This is a genomic window from Microcystis sp. M_OC_Ca_00000000_C217Col (assembly GCF_007095585.1).
Taxonomy (GTDB): domain Bacteria; phylum Cyanobacteriota; class Cyanobacteriia; order Cyanobacteriales; family Microcystaceae; genus Microcystis; species Microcystis panniformis.
Map to the genome: position 1 here is coordinate 12,778 of NZ_SFBV01000181.1, position 20,464 is coordinate 33,241.

General features: G+C 40.6%; 18 protein-coding genes and 2 pseudogenes. 6 read left to right on the forward strand and 14 right to left on the reverse strand.

What is annotated here, in order from left to right:
* From EWV66_RS10530 to EWV66_RS10575, 10 genes are all read right to left on the reverse strand, one after another.
* Complete coding sequence (locus EWV66_RS10530) at window positions 1–810, reverse strand: metallophosphoesterase family protein (RefSeq protein WP_052276087.1); 810 nt, start codon at window positions 808–810, stop codon at window positions 1–3.
* Window positions 810–1,589, reverse strand: a complete 780-nt coding sequence (locus tag EWV66_RS10535) for a hypothetical protein (RefSeq protein WP_052276088.1) — start codon at window positions 1,587–1,589, stop codon at window positions 810–812. The genes EWV66_RS10530 and EWV66_RS10535 overlap by 1 nt, the downstream gene beginning before the upstream one ends.
* 225 nt (window positions 1,590–1,814) lie before the next feature.
* A complete protein-coding gene (locus EWV66_RS10540; RefSeq protein ID WP_260441968.1) occupies window positions 1,815–1,940 on the reverse strand; it encodes a hypothetical protein in 126 nt (41 codons plus the stop codon).
* 92 nt (window positions 1,941–2,032) lie between these two features.
* Entirely contained in the window at window positions 2,033–3,058 is a 1,026-nt protein-coding gene (locus tag EWV66_RS10545; protein WP_287107566.1) for a CobW family GTP-binding protein, read from the reverse strand.
* A 114-nt stretch (window positions 3,059–3,172) separates the two neighbouring features.
* Window positions 3,173–5,029, reverse strand: coding sequence for a threonine--tRNA ligase (gene thrS / locus EWV66_RS10550; RefSeq protein WP_185237958.1), 1,857 nt, complete (start codon window positions 5,027–5,029; stop codon window positions 3,173–3,175).
* Between the two features lie 224 nt (window positions 5,030–5,253).
* Window positions 5,254–5,610 (reverse strand): hypothetical protein, encoded by a 357-nt coding sequence (locus EWV66_RS10555; RefSeq protein WP_002736022.1) that lies wholly within the window; start codon window positions 5,608–5,610, stop codon window positions 5,254–5,256.
* A 19-nt stretch (window positions 5,611–5,629) separates the two neighbouring features.
* Window positions 5,630–6,373 (reverse strand): alpha/beta hydrolase, encoded by a 744-nt coding sequence (locus tag EWV66_RS10560; RefSeq protein WP_072924114.1) that lies wholly within the window; start codon window positions 6,371–6,373, stop codon window positions 5,630–5,632.
* Window positions 6,374–6,505: 132 nt separating this feature from the next.
* Window positions 6,506–7,018 carry a flavodoxin FldA gene (gene fldA / locus EWV66_RS10565; RefSeq protein ID WP_002760221.1) on the reverse strand — a complete coding sequence of 171 codons (513 nt, stop codon included), beginning with the start codon at window positions 7,016–7,018 and terminating at the stop codon, window positions 6,506–6,508.
* 266 nt (window positions 7,019–7,284) lie between these two features.
* Window positions 7,285–8,313, reverse strand: coding sequence for a chlorophyll a/b binding light-harvesting protein (locus EWV66_RS10570; RefSeq protein ID WP_287107573.1), 1,029 nt, complete (start codon window positions 8,311–8,313; stop codon window positions 7,285–7,287).
* 1,006 nt (window positions 8,314–9,319) lie between these two features.
* Window positions 9,320–10,306 (reverse strand): RNA polymerase sigma factor, RpoD/SigA family, encoded by a 987-nt coding sequence (locus EWV66_RS10575; protein WP_002760224.1) that lies wholly within the window; start codon window positions 10,304–10,306, stop codon window positions 9,320–9,322.
* A 686-nt stretch (window positions 10,307–10,992) separates the two neighbouring features.
* Between EWV66_RS10575 and EWV66_RS10580 the strand changes: the two genes are divergently transcribed.
* Window positions 10,993–12,417, forward strand: a complete 1,425-nt coding sequence (locus EWV66_RS10580) for a Ni/Fe hydrogenase subunit alpha (protein WP_002760226.1) — start codon at window positions 10,993–10,995, stop codon at window positions 12,415–12,417.
* 84 nt (window positions 12,418–12,501) lie between these two features.
* Here EWV66_RS10580 and EWV66_RS10585 read toward each other — a convergent pair whose 3' ends face one another.
* Entirely contained in the window at window positions 12,502–13,074 is a 573-nt protein-coding gene (locus EWV66_RS10585) for a Uma2 family endonuclease (RefSeq protein WP_287107574.1), read from the reverse strand.
* A gap of 283 nt (window positions 13,075–13,357) precedes the next feature.
* Here EWV66_RS10585 and EWV66_RS10590 point away from each other — a divergent pair.
* Window positions 13,358–13,561: pseudogene (locus tag EWV66_RS10590) on the forward strand (hypothetical protein).
* Here the strand turns inward: EWV66_RS10590 and EWV66_RS10595 are convergent.
* The 3 genes from EWV66_RS10595 to EWV66_RS10605 all read right to left on the reverse strand — a co-directional run bounded on the left by EWV66_RS10595 (window position 13,550) and on the right by EWV66_RS10605 (window position 17,285).
* Entirely contained in the window at window positions 13,550–14,725 is a 1,176-nt protein-coding gene (locus EWV66_RS10595) for a CfrBI family restriction endonuclease (protein WP_110545989.1), read from the reverse strand. The pseudogene EWV66_RS10590 and the gene EWV66_RS10595 sit on opposite strands and share 12 nt — an antisense overlap.
* On the reverse strand, window positions 14,709–15,929 hold the full coding sequence (locus EWV66_RS10600) for a DNA-methyltransferase (RefSeq protein ID WP_287107569.1): 1,221 nt from the start codon (window positions 15,927–15,929) through the stop codon (window positions 14,709–14,711). The genes EWV66_RS10595 and EWV66_RS10600 overlap by 17 nt, the downstream gene beginning before the upstream one ends.
* 84 nt (window positions 15,930–16,013) lie before the next feature.
* On the reverse strand, window positions 16,014–17,285 hold the full coding sequence (locus EWV66_RS10605) for a dihydroorotase (RefSeq protein ID WP_287107571.1): 1,272 nt from the start codon (window positions 17,283–17,285) through the stop codon (window positions 16,014–16,016).
* Between the two features lie 167 nt (window positions 17,286–17,452).
* Here EWV66_RS10605 and EWV66_RS10610 point away from each other — a divergent pair, with 167 nt between their 5' ends.
* The 4 genes and pseudogenes from EWV66_RS10610 to EWV66_RS10625 all read left to right on the forward strand — a co-directional run.
* Window positions 17,453–18,586, forward strand: a complete 1,134-nt coding sequence (locus EWV66_RS10610; RefSeq protein WP_002798533.1) for a hypothetical protein — start codon at window positions 17,453–17,455, stop codon at window positions 18,584–18,586.
* Between the two features lie 8 nt (window positions 18,587–18,594).
* A complete protein-coding gene (locus EWV66_RS10615) occupies window positions 18,595–19,863 on the forward strand; it encodes a DNA methyltransferase (RefSeq protein ID WP_287107572.1) in 1,269 nt (422 codons plus the stop codon).
* Window positions 19,864–19,909: 46 nt separating this feature from the next.
* The gene (locus EWV66_RS10620; protein ID WP_287115955.1) at window positions 19,910–20,074 is read left to right on the forward strand and encodes a hypothetical protein; all 165 of its coding nucleotides are present in this window, start codon (window positions 19,910–19,912) and stop codon (window positions 20,072–20,074) included.
* 165 nt (window positions 20,075–20,239) lie between these two features.
* Window positions 20,240–20,464: pseudogene (locus EWV66_RS10625) on the forward strand (Rpn family recombination-promoting nuclease/putative transposase); the annotation flags it as partial.

A 20,464-nucleotide genomic window follows, 5' to 3' on the forward strand; every position in this document is an offset into this window, starting at 1 on the left:
TTAACGTTCGCAAACATGAGTCGGATCATCGGCTTTTTCCGCATATTCTAGACCCTTAGCCAATCGCCAAGCGAAAATAGGAGGTAAACCCGATGCTAAAATAGCCTGACAGGTTTCTTGATAGTTATAGGCCACTTCTCGCAGTTGTACCGCTGCCGTTTCTCGATCGTAAATCACATAGGTGGCATTTGGACGACCGTGACGCGGTTCTCCCACCGATCCCACGTTGATGATACGTTTAACCGGTGTGGTAAATTGCCGCGACTGTTCCCCATCGGGTTGATACACTTTTATTTGCAAGCTTCCCTCGTCGAGAGTGCGAATGTAGGGGATGTGGGTATGTCCACAGAATAAAACCTCTGTATCTACCGATAAAACCCGTTCTAAAGCTGTAAAAGCGTCCATTTCGGCTAAAAGGTACTCATGGTTACTTTGGGGACTACCATGAACAAAACAGAGGTGATCTAGCTTAAAAATTTCGGGCAGTTTTGACAAATAATTACGGTTTTCTGGGGTGATCATTTGGTTTGTCCACTCATGAGCTAATCTACCGCGTTTTTCTGCTAAAAGCGACGGATAACTGCATTCACAGGCATTTAATCCCTCAACGATATCCTCATCCCAACACCCTTGTACTGTAGTAATCCCCAGTTGACGGATTTTTTCCACCACTTGGTTAGGATGGGGTCCATACCCGACTAAATCCCCTAAACAGTAGATTTCTTGACAACCCTGTTGGTCTAAATCTTGCAAAACAGCATTTAAAGCGGGCATATTGCCATGAATACAGGATAAAACGGCTATTTTCATCAGATTAACTCCATTTCTGGCTCTAAAGATTCTTGAAATTGTTGTTGATAATAGAAAAGTGCCTCATCGGACAGACAACAATCACTCAGGGTATCGGCAATTATCGGTTTATCGAGATTGCGACCGACGATTTCAATCCCACTGAAGCGATTCGGTCTCCCATCGAGATTTAAGGGGAAATTTAAGCTTTGAAAGTCTTTTTCTGGCCATTCATCCATAAATTCCCCATAAATACACTGACCATCGATGATATCGAAGATACTTTTAACCCGCAGCACTTCCCCATAGGCCCCTTGGGTTAATTCTGTCCAAAAGGTAGTTAAACTGGAAAAATCGAGGATTTCTCCCGTTAAAACGGCTCTATAAATCTGTATTTCTCGTTTTTTTAACCATTGATCACCTTTTATTGTCGTTTTGACGGGACTGATGACAATTTCATCGACGGGAACTTGTCCTTCGGGGATTTCTTCGTCTGGAGACGTAATCGCTACCCGATGACAATTGAGGGGTTTTAGAAAGCTTTCGAGGGATTGGGTGTCTAAATGCCATGGTACTTCCATATAGATCGTGTTTTCCATCGATAAACTGCTCAAAAGGTCTTCTTCTTCCCTAGAAATAGAGGACAACTGGGGAAAGTCACTCTGTAAAGTGAGATGATCAATGGGAAAAGTTTCCGTCTGGGGACTAAAATATAGACTTGGCTGCTTGCTCTGAGCGATTTGTTCGCGAATCCAATGGGTTTTTCCCGCAGCTATACCCCCCGTCACCACGATAATCATTCTGCTCCTTCTCTACTGTGGTAATGATAATCATTCTAGCATAAGTTAGATTGGGGCAAGTAATCTTCCTTAACCAATCCTCTCGACTTAGTAAGGTTATTTGGGGAAAAATTGGCGGTCTCTTGAGATATTAATCATGGTTATGGCTCTTTTCTCTAGGATACCATTGGCTTTGTCCATCGGGTAAATCAACTAAGATAATTCCCTTCGTTTTTAATTGTTCCCTTAATCGATCGCTTTCGGGATAGTTTTTTCAGCGAGAAAACGGGTTTCTTGAAGAGATCGTTTTCTCGCTGAATTGATCGCCGCAAAAATAAGGGTTAAATGGCATAAAATCTGTAAATAGACCATTTAATTGATTATTATTCATTCTTAATTCTCCTGACTACTGGCTACTGACTCCTAACCCTAAAAACGATTTTTGATTTCTGCAAGAGATCTATTCATAGTTTGTCCTTTTTAATTTTTTGCGAACTAGCCAAGCATTCGTTTAGTTGTGCTACCATTTCCTCTTTATTCAAATTTCTGCCGATAAAAACTAATTGATTGTTGGGTACAGTGTCCCATTCTACTGCTTGCAGATCGTAACGAAGACCGCTCAATTGAAAAATATGTTTTAAATCGCTTTGTTGAAACCAGAGAATACCTTTAGCTCGAAAAACATTGATCGGCATTTTTTCCGTGAGAAAAGGCTCAAATTTATCTAGATTAAATGGTTTATCGCTAACAAAGGAGACAAAATTAAAGTCTTCAGGAGATTGATTATCACTGGAGATTGGGCGATTTTTTTGAAAGTCTCTCAACTGGTTTTTATACAATTCTTCTTTAGTTAAACCTAGATCTAACAATAAACCCAAAGGAACCTGACCATAACTACTTTTTAGGAGTCTTATACCCTCTTTTTCTCGACGAATAAACTTTTCTAAATCATCTAATTTCTTGGAACTGACTCGATCTATTTTATTGAGAATTACCACGTCACCATAACGAATTTGACTAAGGGCAATATTACTATCAAAATGATCGGCAGTAAAGGTTTCAGAATCCACGAGGGTAATAATAGAATCTAAGCGAGTCAGATATTTTAATTCTGTGGCCAAGAAGGTCAGAATAATTGGCAAAGGATCGGCTAATCCTGTGGTTTCAATGATTAGATAGTCCACGGGAATTTCCTTTTCTAAGACCTGATAGACTGTCTCAATTAAACTATCATTAATCGTACAACAAATACAGCCATTACTCAATTCTACCATATCTTCATCGATGGAAACAAGCAATTGAGAATCAATATTAATATCTCCAAACTCATTGACTAATACGGCAACTTTTAACCCTTCTTTATTGTCAAGAATATGATTTAGTAAGGTGGTTTTTCCACTCCCTAAAAAACCAGTAATAATCGTGACAGGCATTCCCGATTTTGGTAAGCAAGGGAGGGAATCGGAGAGAGGAATTATCAAAGAACTCATGGCAGCTAACCCACTTGTAAGTTAATTAATTGGCAGAAAATAGGCTTTTCTCAACCCTGTTAAATTCGCTTGGAGGGGATCGATATCCACTAATTGCTGGTTTATACAAAAGTTTCAGAGATTAGTTTTAGATAGGATCGCTGTTTGCATTTTTTCTAATAAATCTGCCAGCGTCATCGAACCTAGATCACCCCCTTGTCGAGTGCGAACACTTAGAGTTTTACTGCTAACTTCTCGTTTTCCAATCACAGCTAAGACAGGGATTTTTTCTAGTTCTCCTGTACGAATTTGTTTACCTAAACGCTCACCACTTTTATCGATTTCCACTCGATAACCAGCTTGTTTTAACTGCATTGCTACCTCTAAAGCATAATGATGCTGTTCATCACTAACGGGTAATAAACGGACTTGAATAGGTGCTAACCAGAGAGGAAAATCTCCCGCATAATTCTCGATTAAAATACCAAAAAATCTTTCCAAAGAGCCAAAAATAGCTCGATGAATCATAATCGGTCTTTCGCGACTACCATCCCTAGCGACATATTGCATATCAAAGCGTTCTGGCAAGTTAAAATCGACCTGAATCGTTGAACATTGCCACATTCTACCGATCGCATCTTGAATTTTTATATCAATTTTCGGACCATAAAAAGCCCCACCTCCCTGATCCTCAATATAATCCCACTTTTTAGCATTTAAGGCCTCAATTAGAGCCGCGGTTGCCAATTCCCAAACACTATCGCTACCCACGGATTTACTGGGGCGAGTCGATAAATTTACCTGATAATTAGTAAAGCCAAAATCGGAAAGAATTTTCTCGGTTAAATTTAAAACTCCTAGAATCTCTGCGGCAATTTGTTCTGGTAAACAGAAAATATGAGCATCATCTTGAGTAAAACCTCTTACCCGCATTAATCCGTGTAAAACCCCCGATCGCTCGTAACGATAAACTGTGCCTAATTCTGCCCATCTGAGGGGAAATTCTCGATAGGAATGCAGGTCATTTTGATAGGTTAAAACATGAAAAGGACAATTCATCGGCTTAATTTGATAGCTTTGCTGTTCTAACTCGATCGCCTCAAACATATTGTCGCGATAAAAGTCCCAATGTCCAGAAGTTTTCCACAGATCTAAATTAGCTAGATGGGGAGTATAAAGAAATTGATAACCCGCTTCTAAATGAGCTTGGCGCCAATAATCTTCGATTAAATAACGCATTGTTGCACCCCGGGGATGCCAAAAAACTAAGCCGCCACCGGCATCTTCTTGGATGCTAAATAATTTTAATTGTTGTCCCAATTTGCGATGATCTCGTCGCTGCGCTTCTTCTTTTTGTTGGAGATAATTTTGTAATTCTGCGGGGGTTTGCCAAGCTGTGCCGTAAATTCGCTGTAATTGCGGCTGTTTTTCATCTCCTTGCCAATAAGCACCCGCTACACTCTCCAAGACGAAAGCATCTGGGTTAATTTCCCCCGTCGAGTTGAGATGGGGTCCCGCACACAGATCCCACCAAAATTCTTCTGGGGGAGAAACAGCGCCATCAATTAACGAGGGTTCTCGATCGCTCCGTCCTGCGTCCGGACTACCGATAAAATAACGGGTAATGGTTTCATCTGGGGGAATTCTCTCTAAAATTAACTTTTTGTAGGGTTGATTAAGGCGCTCGATTTCTGCGGTAATTTCGCTTCTTTCCAGCACTTCTCGGATAATTGGCAGGTTTTTCCCGATAATTCGCCCCATTTCTGCCGCTATTTTCTCCAAATCTTCGGGGGTAAAGGGTGTTTGGCGATCGAAATCGTAGTAAAATCCCGTTTCTGTCCAAGGACCAATAGCAACTTTGGTTTCAGGAAAGAGAGTTTGTACGGCCATTGCTAAGACATGGGCGCAAGTATGACGTATTTTTACGATTTTTTGCGAATCTTCCTCGATAACGGGGCTTTCTGTTAGAGGATACCTAATTTGATTGACCATTGCCAGTTAAAACGATAATCATTATCATCTTAGCAGAGCAGGGCTGATGTCTGAGAGAAAAATGCGCTCAAATCCTCTAGCGGCAAGCTCAACGCTGATAAGTACCTAGGCAAAATTATTTACACATGACGATCATTGCCCCGTAAGGGTTTTAGCTCGATCGGGCAGGTAATTAATTTTGCATGACTACTTAGCTTACCGCTCAAACTGGAAGTCTCCCTACTTTAAAAAGCAGGTATTATCGACGATATTCTCAACTTAACAGCCAGAATCCAGGTTATGATGACGAGAAAAGAAACTGAGAAAACAGGTTTCTTCAAGAAACCCATTTTCTGATTTTCCTGAATTTCTCGCTCAAAATCCCGACAATCGATCGCCTCTTCCGAAAAAGCGCGCATTGGATGCACCGCACATTTCAAGCGATAATCTCCAGTACAAAAAACACAGCGACTACAGGGAATTCGATGCAGCTTTTGCAACTGCCGGCGCCCTTGGGCAACAGCAAGAAAAAGAGCAGTAAAAAAGAACAGCAGCGTTATCCAGATCGCGATCGGACAAAAGAGCGGTATTAGCCTTAACATAAATCTCGATTTTTGTCAATTAAGGAATAATTACAGTTTGCTCAGAAAGAAATTCCTGTGGAACTAGAGATCGCCAGAAACTAAAAATCTCTTGACTGACGCTGTAGGGGTGGGAATAGTGGAAAAAATAACGCCCTTTGTGACAACTCCAAATGCGATCGCCTGACTTTAACCAGGGTTGCCATCCCTGCAATAAATGCTGATCGATAATCGTATCGATATCTCCCCCACAGACTAACAGGGGTACGGGAACTGTCCCCGGGGGGAAATGGGCATTCTGATAGAGATTATGGGGAGAAAGGGACAATAATAAATCCTCTTCCAAGAGATAGCGATATTCTTGGGTTAAAGCGCAGGATTGATGACCAAAAAGATTGTGAACCGATTGATTGAGCAGAGTTTGACGAGAACAAGGCAGTAATTTTGATAGCACATAATAATGAGCTTGCCAATCGATCGCCGGATAGACTCCCACAGAGAGCAAAGTTAAGGATTTTACCCTTTCCGGATAACGACGCGCATACAGTAATCCTACTAATCCCCCCGTGCCGTGGCCGACTAAATGCAGCGGTCGATCGCATTGTTTCAGGTAATCTTGTATTAATACCAAGGCAATATCAAGAGAAGCTGGCTCATCAAGAGATTGACAGTATTGCCAATCAGCGATCGCAATTTCCCTGGCTAAAAAATCCAACACTGGGCGATCAAAACGGCGAAAACTGGGGTTAACATTAATCCAAACTGCATCAGGTAATCGAGACATAATAATCAAGGATATAGGGGATTTTTCAGTGATTAGTAAACAGTAATCAGTAATCGATGAAAAGAAAGCTGCGAACTAGCCACTTAATACTATTCACTGGTAACTGATAACTGATAACTGATTGATAGCTAACTAAACGCCAAATTCGCCCTTAAGTCCCGCGACCCAGGTTTTGATCCGTTGTTCAGTTAAATCGGATTGGTTGTCTTCATCGAGGGCTAAACCGACAAATTTGCCATTTTTTAGGGCTTTCGACTCGTTAAAATCGTAACCTTCTGTCGGCCAGTAACCGACGGTTTTACCCCCCAGGGAGGCGATTTTTTCTTCCAGTATCCCCAGAGCATCTTGAAAGTTATCCGCATAACCGATTTGATCCCCCATCCCGAAATAAGCGACCTTTTTGGAGACGAAATCAATGTCATCCAATTCATCGTAAAAACCCTCCCAATCGCTTTGTAATTCGCCGATATTCCATGTGGGACAACCGATAATCAGGGCATCGTAGGGGGCAAAATCCTCGGTAGAAGCGGAGGAGATATCGTGTAATTCTACAATTGCCTCACCTCCAAATTCTTTCTGAATCATTTCCGCTACCGTTTCGGTTTTGCCGGTTTGCGTGCCAAAAAATAAGCCAATTTTTGCCATAAAATTTGTCCTTGTTGCGAAATAAGTGAGTTTAACTCTTAATTCTCCTTGATAGGGAATAAAGCCCCTGATTACAGTTTTCGGCCTCTGAAACTGGCATTTCCTGCCGGCAAGAACTACAGTACCAATAAGAGCGAGAGCGTCCAATGTGATGCAGCAATTTGGTGTTACAACAGGCACAGTAAGGCATAAGGGACAGTTAGAAAGATTGATCAGCGGGGAAAATTAGGAAAATCGATAATTTATCCTAATCTTCCTTGAAAAAACTAGGCTTCTATCGCATTTAAGGCTTTTTCTACTCGTTTAAAGTCAAAACCCATCGCGCGTAAAGCGTGCCAGAGATGACCTTGTAAAAAGAAGAAAGCGAGAAAAAAGTGGGCATTAGCTAACCAACAACGCGCCGTATGCACTCCGAAGGGCAATTTCACCGTGTCGGCAAAGTAGGGAGCAATTCCTAACTTCACTTCTAAAATTGGCCCGTAAAATTCGACTGGATAAGCGAGGGTATTTACCCCACAGAAATAGGCGGCCACGAAACCAGCGAGGGCAATTCCGCCCAAAGAATAGGATAAAATGGCTTCTCCGGAGAAAATCAGCACATTTCTCGCCCATTTGAGCGGGGGAACGATAATATGCCAGATACCGCCCCCAATTAACATTAAACCGACGTAGATATGACCACCGACTAAATCTTCGAGATTGTCCACAGTAGCGAAGTGGATTTGATAGCCATAGATAACCCAAGGATCGAGGGTTGGTTCACTAACGACTCGGACAGCGCCGATAGTTGCGTCGTATAATCCCCCCCAGTACATAGCTTTGGCCACTAATAATAATGCAGCTATACCTAAAAAGAGCAGGTGATGACCGAGAATAACTCCTAATTGTCGGGGTTCACTCCAATCGAAATGGAATTTTTTCCCCGGACCGGAGGAATCTTTCAGGGTTTCTGGGACTCTTAACAGGTGAAATAAGGCTCCTGCTCCCAAAACTGCCGAAGAAATCAGATGAATTGAGCCAATCACGAAAAAGGGATAGATATCGATGATTTGCCCCTTTTCTCCGACTCCAAAGCCTAAAGTGGCCAGGTGCGGCAGTAAAATTAAGCCCTGTTCTGCCATGGCTATATCGGGGCGATACTGGGAAATTTCAAATAAGGTGAAGGCTCCTGCCCAAAAAGCGATTAAAGCAGCTTGAGCAACGTGGGCAACGATAAATAAGCCTGATTTATCGGCAAAACGGGCATTTCCTGCCCACCAGTCGTACTCGATCTGAGGATTATCGTAGGTCTGCATGGCATCTTTTAACGAAAATAGAACCAAGCTTATTGATAATAATATGCAATAAGCTTTAAGTCTTAGTCTAGAATAATTCTCAATAAAGTCAAGTTAAGAATTGTTACAGTTGCTCGGCATACTTTAATACATCAGTATTTTTAGCCTGATCAGCCTTTGAAAATCAAGGCTTTTCAGCATGAATCTTGGATCGCAGCTAGAGTAATCACCTCAAATAATTGAGAATAATTATTAATTAATTTTTAACAAAGACTAGAGGATAATTAGCTTGTCATCACTTAAACAAGCCTGTAATTAGGGTCTGCTGAAAAAGTTTTTCCTGGGGGTAGGAGTCAGTAGCCGGTCGTCAGGAGTCGGTCGTTTCAGGCTTTGTTGCCCTTGTTTTTTGTACCAAGCGATGTACCACAAGAGGTCAAAAGCCTTATTTTAAAAGGGTTTTACCATTATTCAGCAAGCCCTAATTAGGCATTAAAGAGCATAAATAAGCTTATTTATGCTCTTTATTGAATTTTTAACCTGAGATCTCTTTTTTATTCGATAAAATACCCGCCGGTGCTACTCGCCTCGCTGTCGGTTGTGGTAAGCTGTACTGAATTTAAACTGCGTAAGAGTCTCTGAGCGCCCATTTATAGGGATTGCCGCCTCTGGAGGTTCCTTTCTCTTCCCTCCCCAGTTCTGAAAAGATACTTAGGGCTTGCTGAATAAATCTAAAAACCTTGTTGGGTAAGACTTTTAGACTTTTTGTCAATCAAAAATTACCAGATCTGGGAGTGATCGGGGGGGGGAAATTTAGGCACTTTTTCCCTGAAAATTAGGTAATTGACCCCCTCAAAATCGGTAAAAACCTACACCCCACACCCTGTCCCCACGAAAAACTTTTTCAGCCAACCCTAAGTACACTGGCAAAATTTACCCTTTTTTTGTTCAGGTTGGTTAAAAATTTAGCAATAATAAACCCAAAAAAAAGAGAGCTTGCGCTCTCCTTCTTGGTTATTTGCTAATTTTACTAACTGGCGACAATATATTCCTTGACGTTGGCCCGGCGACGGCGTAAATGAGCTAGGGCCTGGTGTTCTAATTGTCGCACCCGTTCCCGACTGATGTTCATTCTCTGACCGATTTTGGCTAGGGATAACTCCTTGCCATCGGTTAAACCGAAACGGAGAGTAATCACTTCCCGTTGTTGGGGGGTTAATTCGGCCAGGAGATTGGCTAAGTCTTGCCGTAATAACTCTTGGGTGATGAAGGTATCGGGAGAAACTCCGCTATCTTCTAATAGTTCCGACAATTCCGTATCTTGGTTATCGCCGACGCGCACATCAAGGGAGATGGGTTGACGAGCCATACTGAGATATTCGCGGATTTGAGCGGGTTCTAGCTCTAATTCTAGGGCAATCTCGGCGGGAGTGGCACTTCTGCCCAGTTTTTGGGCGAGTTCGCGCTGGGTTCTTTTGATTTTATTCAGTTTTTCGGTGATATGGATGGGTAAACGAATGGTGCGGGCCTGTTGAGCGATCGCACGGGTAATCGCTTGTCGAATCCACCAGTAGGCATAGGTAGAAAATTTATAACCTTTGGTGGGATCAAATTTCTCTACACCCCTTTCTAATCCCAGACTACCCTCTTGAATTAGATCTAGGAATTCCATGTTCCGCTTTTGATATTTTTTGGCGATCGCAACTACCAAGCGGAGGTTAGCTTCAATCATTTTCCGTTTAGCTCGATCGCCGGTTTTCAAGGCGCGATCCAGTTCATTTTCGCTTAAATTCACCGAATCCGCCCACTCCAAGCGCTGTGGTTCCCGTCCTAATTGCTTCGATAGTGCTTCTTTCGCTTCTAACAGGCTCATCATCCGTTGGACTTGTTTGCCGTAAATAATTTCTTGTTCGTGAGTTAGGAGGGGAACTCGCCCAATTTCGTGCAGATAGGTACGCACCATATCGGCATTGAGGGTGGGCTGTGATTGAGTTTGGTTGGTTTTTGCGGTGGGCATTGGTTTGGTGGTGACTCCTTGACACAGAAAAAGTCTGTTACTATTCCGACTCGCGGGTGAGTCTGGCTTATCTGAAGTCGGTATGAGTTTGATCGGAATTTCTTTGATTGTATCCTGCGCTTTTAGACGCGGGCAATCCCCTAAAGGTTCAAAGTTAATTCATTCTTTGGTATGATGTTAAGTTTATGCTTTTTTCTCAACATCCAGAACAAAAGTATTATAGTGTAGGACTATCAACTACAATCGCTTGTTTTTGGGTCGCTTTTTCCTGAATCCTCGGCAGTGCCGCTGATACTGTTAGGTAAGATTACAAAACAAAAAGGTGATTTTCCCGATTAGCCGTCAACAATCTAGCTGAATTCCGACCCTTTCGCCCTCAGCCTTGAGAGGAAGACTAACAGCCGAGAACCGACTTCTATATATATAATGACCGATCAACACCAGCAAAGAGAGACACAATCATTGCGGATTCCCGAACTATTTTCTGTAGTATTTGCTACAAAATTTTAAATTTTTTTCCGATTGAGAATCGGAAAAAATTGTCAAAAAAATTAGGATTGCTAGGAGGGTAATAACTATCATAGAAACAGCAGGGCGGAGATCGGGATAAATTATCTTTGAAACCAAGCTCGATCGCAATCTCCACAATGCCGTTCTGTGAAACTCCTGAACAATGAGGACTTACTATGACTAAAACCGTCGTTATCGATCCCGTCACCCGGATCGAAGGCCATGCCAAGATCTCGATTTTCCTTGACGATGGGGGGGAAGTGGATGACGTGCGTTTTCATGTGGTCGAGTATCGTGGTTTTGAGAAATTCTGCGAGGGACGGCCGATGTGGGAGATGGCGGGAATTACTGCCCGGATTTGCGGCATTTGCCCCGTTAGTCACCTGCTTTGTGCCGCCAAAACCGGCGATAAAATTCTAGCGGTGCAAATCCCCCCTGCGGGTGAAAAACTGCGGCGCTTGATGAATTTGGGACAATTAACCCAATCCCATGCTTTAAGCTTTTTCCATCTTAGCAGTCCCGATTTTCTGCTTGGTTGGGAAAGTGACCCGGCTAAACGGAATATTTTCGGTTTAATCGCCGCCGATCCTGACCTAGCGCGAGCGGGCATCCGTTTACGTCAATTTGGACAGAAAGTTATTGAACTTTTGGGAGCAAAAAAAATTCACCCCGCTTGGTCCGTCCCGGGAGGTGTGCGTTCTCCCCTGAGCGAAGAAGGGCGACAATGGATTAAAGAACGACTGCCGGAGTCTAAAGCGACTCTTTACACGGCCTTAAACCTGTTTAAAGGACTTCTAGACAATTTAACCACAGAAATCGCCGCTTTTGGTAATTTCCCTTCCCTGTTTATGGGATTGGTCGGTAAACGGGACGAGTGGGAACACTACGGCGGTCATATTCGTTTTACCGATAGTCAAGGCAATATTGTGGCCGATAACCTCAGCGAAGACAATTATCGCGATTATATCGGCGAATCAGTAGAAAAATGGTCTTATTTAAAGTTTCCCTACTATAAACCCCTCGGTTATCCCAACGGTATCTATCGGGTTGGTCCGTTGGCGCGCTTAAATGTTTGTTCCCATTTTGGCACGGAGGGGGCGGATATCGAGTTACGGGAATATCGCCATCGGGTCGGTGGTGTAGCCACCTCTTCTTTTTACTATCATTATGCCCGATTAGTGGAGATTTTAGGCTGTTTAGAGCGTATCGAACTTTTAATCGACGATCCCGATATAGTTTCTCCACGCTGTCGCGCCGAAGCAGGAATTAATAATCTGCAAGGGGTGGGAGTTAGTGAAGCGCCCCGGGGTACTTTATTCCATGATTATAAAGTGGATGAGAATGGTTTGATTGAAACGGTGAATTTGATTATTGCCACGGGTAATAATAATTTGGCCATGAATCAAACGGTGAAACAAATCGCCCAACATTATATCCATGGTGGCGAAATTCCCGAAGCGATGTTAAACCGGGTGGAAGCGGGTATTCGTTGCTATGATCCCTGTTTAAGTTGTTCCACTCACGCTATGGGACAAATGCCGCTACAGCTAGAGTTAGTTAATGCAGCCGGTGAGGTGATCAATACTCGACAAAGGGGTTAATTATCTAAGTTGTTGGGGGGTTAGGAAATAGGGTAAATTTCTCCTAATACCTGACCCCATTTGACTATTTTTACGGTCAAGATTCTAGCTAAGAATTTCTAGGTTTTGATAAAGAATTTCTATCGGACAAGAAAAGTTAATACAGTTAATAGTGATTAAATCTCCCCCTTGATAAATATGGGGAATCCAGAGGTTATTAGATTGACGTTGATATTGTTCGATTAGGACTTGTTTTTGTTCGATCAATAGATATTCCTCTAATTCGGGGATAGTTTGATAATCGGCAAATTTATCGCCTCTATCAAAGGCTGCCGTAGAGTCGGATAAAACTTCGATAATCACTCGCGGATGCAGGATAAAATCTTCCTGGGAAACTCGATCTCGTTGGTCACAAGTAATGGCAAAATCGGGATAATAGAAGATATTTAAGCTAGGGAGACGCACTTTCATATCGGTAGCGTAGGCAAGACAACCACTACCCCGTAAATGATTAATTAATTGGGCCGAAAGATTACCTGTGATGATAACATGGGCTTTACTGGCCCCGGCCATTGCCAAGATTTGCCCTTGCATATATTCATGTTTAATGGGACTAATTTTCTCTATTTCCAGATAGTCTTTTGGAGTAAAATAAGCGTGACTTTTACCGGCTGTCATGGTGTTTACCTCGCTCATTGACCGATCGAATAAAAATAAAAATAAAGCGTAATTATAACGTCAAAAAAACATATTAGCATCAGTTCAGTATCAGCCAAAAACTCAATTATACTACAGTCAAAAAACCTAATTATTTCGTGTAAGTTATAGCAAAATCTCCTTGTGCGGAAATGAAGTTATCTGTCTCTTGTCAGTTTAGGAAATTTCTACAAAATTAGGCTCTTCGGTTCGTGTTATGCAATGGACGGGGGTTATAAGGGATGGAACCATTATATAGAAAGGCATTTAGCGATTTTTGTCAATTGTTTGTGATCTAGAGCGAACTAATCAATTAAGTCTCTTACCAGATCAGGATTTAGTTGATTTATGCCCCCCTATCGAACCATACCAAGTAACGAAGAACCCAAAATTATGTCGTTTCAGACAAGGAGAAATCAAGGTTTTTTCCCAGTTTAATAAAAGAGAGATAAATATCCTAGCCATCTAAAGTATCATCATCTTTATCGCTTAGTTCATTTTCTTGAAAACCATCAACATTTTCTTCTAACGTATCACCAAAATTCAAAAAACTCAAAAGAGGAGCAGAACTAATTTTCTGAGAAAGATAATCATATAAAGATTCTTCATCAATATCAAGAATCTCTGCTCTGTAATCCAATCTTGATTCTAAACTTCTAGCCAGTTCTTGCGGCCAGAATTGCATACTCATTTGTATAATTTCACTTCCAGCCCTCTTAGCAGCTTCCACTGTCTTTTTTGACTTAGCAGGCAGTCGATCAATAATAATAAAAGTCCGAGATGTAGTTTCTCCATATAGCTCAACATTAGCAAAGCGAGATAGTTTATCTTTTGTGATCTCTGAATTTCCTCTACCAATGAAACCTATATCGAAGCGAGCTAGTTTACCAGCCCGTAATCTTAAAGTTCCATCGCATTCACGAAGATTGGAATTGTCAGATAGCCAAAATACTCTTTCAATAATTGGACTTGATGGATTCTCAATATACTGAAAACCAAGAATATGTAAAACCGAGCCGAGTACGAGTCTCTCAAAAAGCTTCCCATATGTGGATTTATCAGAACCTCTGATAGTGAGAGTTGCGCAGCCAATAGCAGTTGTTAGCCTTATTATATCTCGCCATTCTAGATTCCTGTAAACTTTCCCACTTTCATCCTCAATCAGTCCTAAAAACATACGAATTGATCCAAAATCCTCTTCACATTTTTGCGATGCCTCTTCCAATGCAGCTTCAAAATCTTGAATATATTTTTCTTGTGCCGCTGGATTATCTCGCAATACATTTTGAACACCTTTGCCTGTCAAACCAATTAACCAATTAGCAGGCCAGATCAATTCTTTATCAGAACGACGGGAAGATTTAAGTTGAGATAATGCCATATCAGACAGTTGGTCAGTAAAATTCTCCACCCCTTGCCAACCTTTTGCAAATAAGGCAACCATTGCACCAGAGGCGATCGCCACTCGTCTACTTGTTAACTGCTCAGTTTGAGTGCGTATGTTCTCCCCACATAGAATATCTAGGGTTAGCTGTCTTACAGTTTCCACACCCAATTTTTCAATAAAATCCCTACCGCTACCACTTAGGATTAATTTGCCCTTTTCAGGAAATAGATCATCTATTGTTGTCATCGATAGCCTCCCATTGAATCTCAATTTGTTCTGGTGGTAGTTTAGACGGCTTGCAGTTTAGCCATAGAATAGACGAAAACTTAATATTTTTCCATCTAGGAATTGTTTGTTGCATCAGTTCAATATAATTAAAATTACTCTCGAATAAAACAAAACGTCTATCTAAAGAAGCGGCCGCTAGTCCCACGGTTCCTGAACCAGCAAAGGGATCTAAAACCACATCACCTTTAAAAGAGTAATAGGTAATCACTTTTTCTGCCAATTCTACGGGAAAAGCGGCGGGATGTTTTGAGTTAGTGACTGGGTTAATTTTCCAGACATTAGTGCGTTCATAACCATCGGCAATTTTTGAGGCTTTTACTACTTCTTGATCGGGATGATTACGAATATGCCAATCGATGAGTAGATCCGTGTGTTTACGATAGACTAAAACGTATTCAGTCACTGGCACAGTTTTGTATTGGAGAGGATTGCGATCGGCGGCAAATCTGCGCCCTCTACCAGTTGCCCACCCTGCTCCCTCTGGTTTTAGCCAAATAATATCATCAATAAAATCGTAACCTTCTTCAATAAAAATTCGATGCAAATCAAAGGGGACAGCAATACGTTTAGAAGCTTGATTACGCGAAGCACGACGCAACAGCACGGGAGAAATATTAATGACAAAAAAACGTCCTTCACTCAAAACTCGATGACATTTTCTGATCACCTGTCGCAGCTTCAATAGATAGCTTTCGTATTCTTCAAATTCCGAATATTCCGGACGAGCATTAAAATAGGGTGGTGAGGTAAAGATTAAATCAACACTTTCTGCGGGCATTTCCTCCAAAAGTTCGCCACAATCACCAAATCCGATGGTATTTCTCAGAGAGGAAAGCTTATATTCTTTTTTGGGTTTCTTGGGGGTTTCTAATTTAGATTCATCCTGTTTTAACAGACGAGCGATAATAATTTCAGTCCGGGTTGTCCTATCGGCTAAAATTTCGGTGGTGTAGGCATCGATCACCACTTCCCCAACGGTTTTTTTCTGTTCATTACATAAAGGAACTCGCCAAATATGATATCTGTCATCCACTTCTGGTAAACCTAATTTAATCGCATTAACTAAATTTATTTCCCGCAACCAATTAAGGACAATTTCTTTAGCTTCTGCCACCGTGCGAAGCAGATAACCGCGCTTGTCCGATACCAGTTCTTTTTCCATGTCATTACTCTAGTTCTCTCTAGAATTCTAGCTGATTATTATCCAAAAAACTAGGAGAGTCTCAAGATAGAAATTGGCCACCCTTTAAAAATTCCACATTTCTAAGACTTTTCCCGTAATTGTTTGATTTAACCAGAAAGTATTATGACTGAGGGAGTGAAGATTATTTGCTGTTACTTTCCAGCTTGCTTGGGGATGAAAAAGAATTGCTTCTGCGGGATTACCGGGGTTGAGAGATGCCGGTTTTTGTTGTAAACAATGACAGGGATTGAGACTAAGCGCTTGCCATAATTGTAAAGCTGATAATTGTCCGGTTATTACTAATTTTTCCCAGAGTAGCGGTAAAGCTAATTCTAACCCGATCGCGCCGGGGGGTGCTTCTGCAAAAGAGACGGTTTTTTCTTCGTAGGTATAGGGACGATGATCGATCGCGATTGCATCGATAATTCCCTCCTTAATTGCCGCAATTAACGCCTTGCGATCGCTTTCGTTGCCCAAGGGGGGAGCGAGGTGTAAACTGGGATGATAGCTGGCGATCGATCCTGTATTTAAGAGGAGATGCAACCACGTCACACTAGCGGTTATCGGCAATCCCCGCATTTTTGCCTCGCGAATTAATTCCACTCCTCGACGGGTAGAAATTCGCATTATGTGAACAGGTGTATTAATTTCGCCGACGATTTCTAAAATTGTGGCTAAAGCAGTGGTTTCGGAAATAGCAGGATCTCCGGGTAAACCGAAGCGAATCGAGGTTTCTCCCTCACGCATGACTCCATTACCCTTTAATTGCTGATTTACCGGGGAAAGGGCGATATTTTTACCGAAGGGTTTTAGGTATTCCAATAAGTGCCGCAACAGTCCCAAATCTTCCAGACTGCGATTATCGGTAAAACCCACCGCTACAGGCATTAAATCGGCTAATTCGGTCATTTTTTGCCCTTGTCTTCCTAGGGTAAGACTTGCCCAAAAATGCAGACGGGCTGATTTTGAGTCAAAAAACCCTTGACTTTTTTGCTGTAATGTGCTAATGAGTGCGGGGTGATCGAGAGGGGGGAGAGTATTGGGGAGAATTGCCACCCGGGTGCAGCCTCCGGCCGTGGCCGCTTTGAGCAAAGATGCGAGGGTTTCTCTGTCCTCGTGGCCGGGTTCCCCGGAATGACTGTAGAGATCGACTAATCCGGGAGCAAAAATACAGTTTTGACCAGAAATATAGTTACTATTTTCTCTTGGGGGAAGCTGAGATTCGATCGCTTTAATTACCCCCTCCTCAATCCAGACATCGGCAATGCGATCGGTTTGTGTCAGGGGGTCAAGGACTCTAACCTGTTCTATAATTGTCGAGGATTGGCTATTCACGCAGACTAATTAAAACGTCATTTTTTCCTCTGGCAGTATATCACTGTTAAGCACTCAAATTTATATATTTTTAGTTATGTACAGAAATTTAAGTTAGAAAAGGATCTTTTTATGTTCTAAATCTACTGCTTGTGTTATATAATAGTTAGAGCAAATAACGAAACAAAATGTCAAAATACCAAGAAAGAATATTTTTACATCTTTTAGATAACACAAACGAAGTGGAACTAGCCAAGAGGATTTTAAAAAGTCCACTGGGTTTAGCGGCCGATATTATCTATGCACTTTTCGAGGATAGACTGGTAAGTAAGAAGGATGAGCTAGATAAAATTAAGATGTTTGCTGCTGGAATCAGCAGGTCTGAAAAATTAGGTTCTAATTATTCTTTAGCCAAGTATTATCCTTATATGTTCTCGTTTCAGCAATTTTTTCATAGTTCTTTTCGAGCTAGACAAGGTAAAGTTTTAGAGGAGATGATTAAGAATATATTGGAAAATTATACTGACTGTAATGAAGTGCCAAAAAAAGTAGATCGTATGCAAGAAATATTGAGACAAAGCTTTGCATCATCGACTATTACTTCACTAGATATAGATGCTATGGGCATAAATAATAAGAAAAATAAAATAGTTGTTATCCAATTGCGTTCGAGAGATGATACAGGTGGAACCACGGCAAAAAGTTCCTTAGTAGAGTTATTGAGAAGTCTAATGCGATTGGAGAATTTACCAAAAGAAGAATTATTATATTTGATTTGCATTTGGGACGAGAGGAATTCACAGCAAAAACAATCAACCATAACTAAGATATATTCTTCTTTGCAAGATTATATCCCCGATGAAAATAAATTTAGACAAGAAATTATTCAAGGCTATGAGCTTAATTCAAAAATTAAATTGAAATTAGCTTATGGTACTGATGAAATAAGTCGCTCATTATTTGAATGGACTGGTACTAATCAGGAAAGTATTTTGACAGCTATTCAACAAATTATTGATTTTGTAGAAAATTGGGATGATTTATGGGTTACTTACTCAATATCTAATATTGAGTTAGAATTAAATAGTTTTCAAGAAATTTCAAATATAACCCTTTTGAATCAAAAAATCAATGAGATTAATGCTAAATTTGATTTTAGTTCTTACGAGAAATTAAAGACTTCTATCGATGAAATAACCAACCAAATCTTGCCAATTTGGAGAGAAAAAACTATTCCATTAGCGAGTCTTTCTGATAAGGCTCATTATGTTAGAGATTTAGTTTTTCTTAAGGCTTGTTACTCTAAAATTAGAAATAATTAAAATACATTATGCAACTAGAACTTTTCGATTCTAATAATTTAGAAGAATTTAATCAGGGAACCCCGCGATTAGTTTCTTTTCGAGATTTAGTACCAGAAATCACCAGCACCAGTTATCTAACCCACGGCATCTATTATTATCCTGCCAAATTTATTCCCCAAGTGGTGAGATTTTGTCTTGATAATTACAGTAAAAAGGATGATTGGATTATCGATCCTTTTGCTGGTTCGGGTACGGTGGGTTTAGAGGCTAAACTTTGTCAAAGAAATGCGGTTTTAACTGACCTGAATTATCTTTTAAACCATATTATACCGATTAAGATTACAGAACACCAAGAACCATTGAGTTACTCGGAGTTAGATAAAAAAATCTTAGAAGTTTTTGCCAGCAAGGATAAATTTATCCCTCAGTGGTCAAATTTAAACTATTGGTATCCAGAGGAGATTTTAGCAGTTTTGCAGAAACTTTGGGCAGGTCAAAAAAATCTAGAAACTGATTTGTATTCCCAGATCATTCAAGCGGTTTTAGTGAAAGTTAGTAAACAGTTTTCCTATGCAGAACATACCAAACCTAAATTATTTCAATCGAAATACAAAAAATCAGATATACAGGAACTATTACAAAGAAATTGGCAAGAGGAATTAAAACGAACGATTAAAGAGATGAGTTTTGAAACTTTAACCAGCGTCAATCAATATATTACCGTAACTTGGCGCAATTATAATCAGGTGCTTTTTTATGGAGGAGTAGATAGTGCCACTTTTGAGATTGAGCAAAATCTAGAGTTAGATTGTTTAATTAGTTCCCCCCCCTATCTGCAAGCACAGGAATATATCAGAACAGCAAAACTAGATTTATATTGGTTAGGATATACAGAAAAAGAAGTGCAAAAAATCTCTAAGCTAGAAATTCCCTACCGACAGGCTACCAGATTAATCGAAACCGAAACCTTAAATCAAGTGAGATCAAGTTTAGAGAAAGAGAATTTACATAAAATACTCGATTCCTATTTTTGTCACACTATCAACGCTTTAGAAAATGCCACCAGAAAATTAAAACAAGCTGGGAAAGCTTGCATTTTTGTGGGTAATCCGAAAGTGGATGGAGTGGAAGTAGAAACTTGGCGAATATTAGGGGAATATTTTCAGGAAAATGGCTTTATCTTTAATACCGTCTTTGAGGATAGAATTAAAACCAGACAATTATTCAAATCTCGCAAGAATAAAAATCCTGATGGCATGAAATCTGAATATTTACTAATCTTAGAAAAAAGGTAAATTTTTATTGCTTATGTATCCCAAATATTCCCTATTTCATAAATATTTGAACTGTCTGGAATCCTTACCTAATTTTCAGGAAAATATTGAAGATAAACCCTATATATATGGTCAATTACTGGCTGAAGTAAAGTTAATTATTAAGACAGATTATGCTACCGTTAATTATGTTTGTGAACTTAAAACAAGATTAAATCATGATCTATCTTAATCGGTGATATAATATTTCGTAAGCTTGGGTCAAAGATTACCATGAAATCAAAGACTTTTACTAATGATCGGGGGTTTATTTAGCTTAATTGTTTAGGAATTGATAGCAAGTAATCTTGAATTTATTGATGTGGATGGTAGTAATTACAAAGGCAGAACGCTCGCAATGTTTGATAATATTTGTAAATTTATCGCCGAAAACTTCTCCGATGATCTAGCCACTTGGTTATTGGGTTCTCCCCTCTCCTTAACCGTCCTCGACCCGACGGAACTACAATTAGACCCCATTCGTGCCGATTCTCTGATTTTTTTGCAGTCAGAGGAATTAATTCTTCATACCGAATTTCAAACCGACCCCGACTCCAAAATTCCTTTCCGAATGCTCGATTAT

Bases quoted from the DNA above. Each gene is read 5' to 3' on its own strand.
- EWV66_RS10530 (WP_052276087.1), bottom strand. From the start codon at position 810: ATGAAAATAGCCGTTTTATCCTGTATTCATGGCAATATGCCCGCTTTA.
- EWV66_RS10535 (WP_052276088.1), bottom strand. From the start codon at position 1,589: ATGATTATCGTGGTGACGGGGGGTATAGCTGCGGGAAAAACCCATTGG.
- EWV66_RS10540 (WP_260441968.1), bottom strand. From the start codon at position 1,940: ATGGTCTATTTACAGATTTTATGCCATTTAACCCTTATTTTTGCGGCG.
- EWV66_RS10545 (WP_287107566.1), bottom strand. From the start codon at position 3,058: ATGAGTTCTTTGATAATTCCTCTCTCCGATTCCCTCCCTTGCTTACCA.
- thrS (WP_185237958.1), bottom strand. From the start codon at position 5,029: ATGGTCAATCAAATTAGGTATCCTCTAACAGAAAGCCCCGTTATCGAG.
- EWV66_RS10555 (WP_002736022.1), bottom strand. From the start codon at position 5,610: ATGTTAAGGCTAATACCGCTCTTTTGTCCGATCGCGATCTGGATAACG.
- EWV66_RS10560 (WP_072924114.1), bottom strand. From the start codon at position 6,373: ATGTCTCGATTACCTGATGCAGTTTGGATTAATGTTAACCCCAGTTTT.
- fldA (WP_002760221.1), bottom strand. From the start codon at position 7,018: ATGGCAAAAATTGGCTTATTTTTTGGCACGCAAACCGGCAAAACCGAA.
- EWV66_RS10570 (WP_287107573.1), bottom strand. From the start codon at position 8,313: ATGCAGACCTACGATAATCCTCAGATCGAGTACGACTGGTGGGCAGGA.
- EWV66_RS10575 (WP_002760224.1), bottom strand. From the start codon at position 10,306: ATGCCCACCGCAAAAACCAACCAAACTCAATCACAGCCCACCCTCAAT.
- EWV66_RS10580 (WP_002760226.1), top strand. From the start codon at position 10,993: ATGACTAAAACCGTCGTTATCGATCCCGTCACCCGGATCGAAGGCCAT.
- EWV66_RS10585 (WP_287107574.1), bottom strand. From the start codon at position 13,074: ATGACAGCCGGTAAAAGTCACGCTTATTTTACTCCAAAAGACTATCTG.
- EWV66_RS10595 (WP_110545989.1), bottom strand. From the start codon at position 14,725: ATGACAACAATAGATGATCTATTTCCTGAAAAGGGCAAATTAATCCTA.
- EWV66_RS10600 (WP_287107569.1), bottom strand. From the start codon at position 15,929: ATGGAAAAAGAACTGGTATCGGACAAGCGCGGTTATCTGCTTCGCACG.
- EWV66_RS10610 (WP_002798533.1), top strand. From the start codon at position 17,453: ATGTCAAAATACCAAGAAAGAATATTTTTACATCTTTTAGATAACACA.
- EWV66_RS10615 (WP_287107572.1), top strand. From the start codon at position 18,595: ATGCAACTAGAACTTTTCGATTCTAATAATTTAGAAGAATTTAATCAG.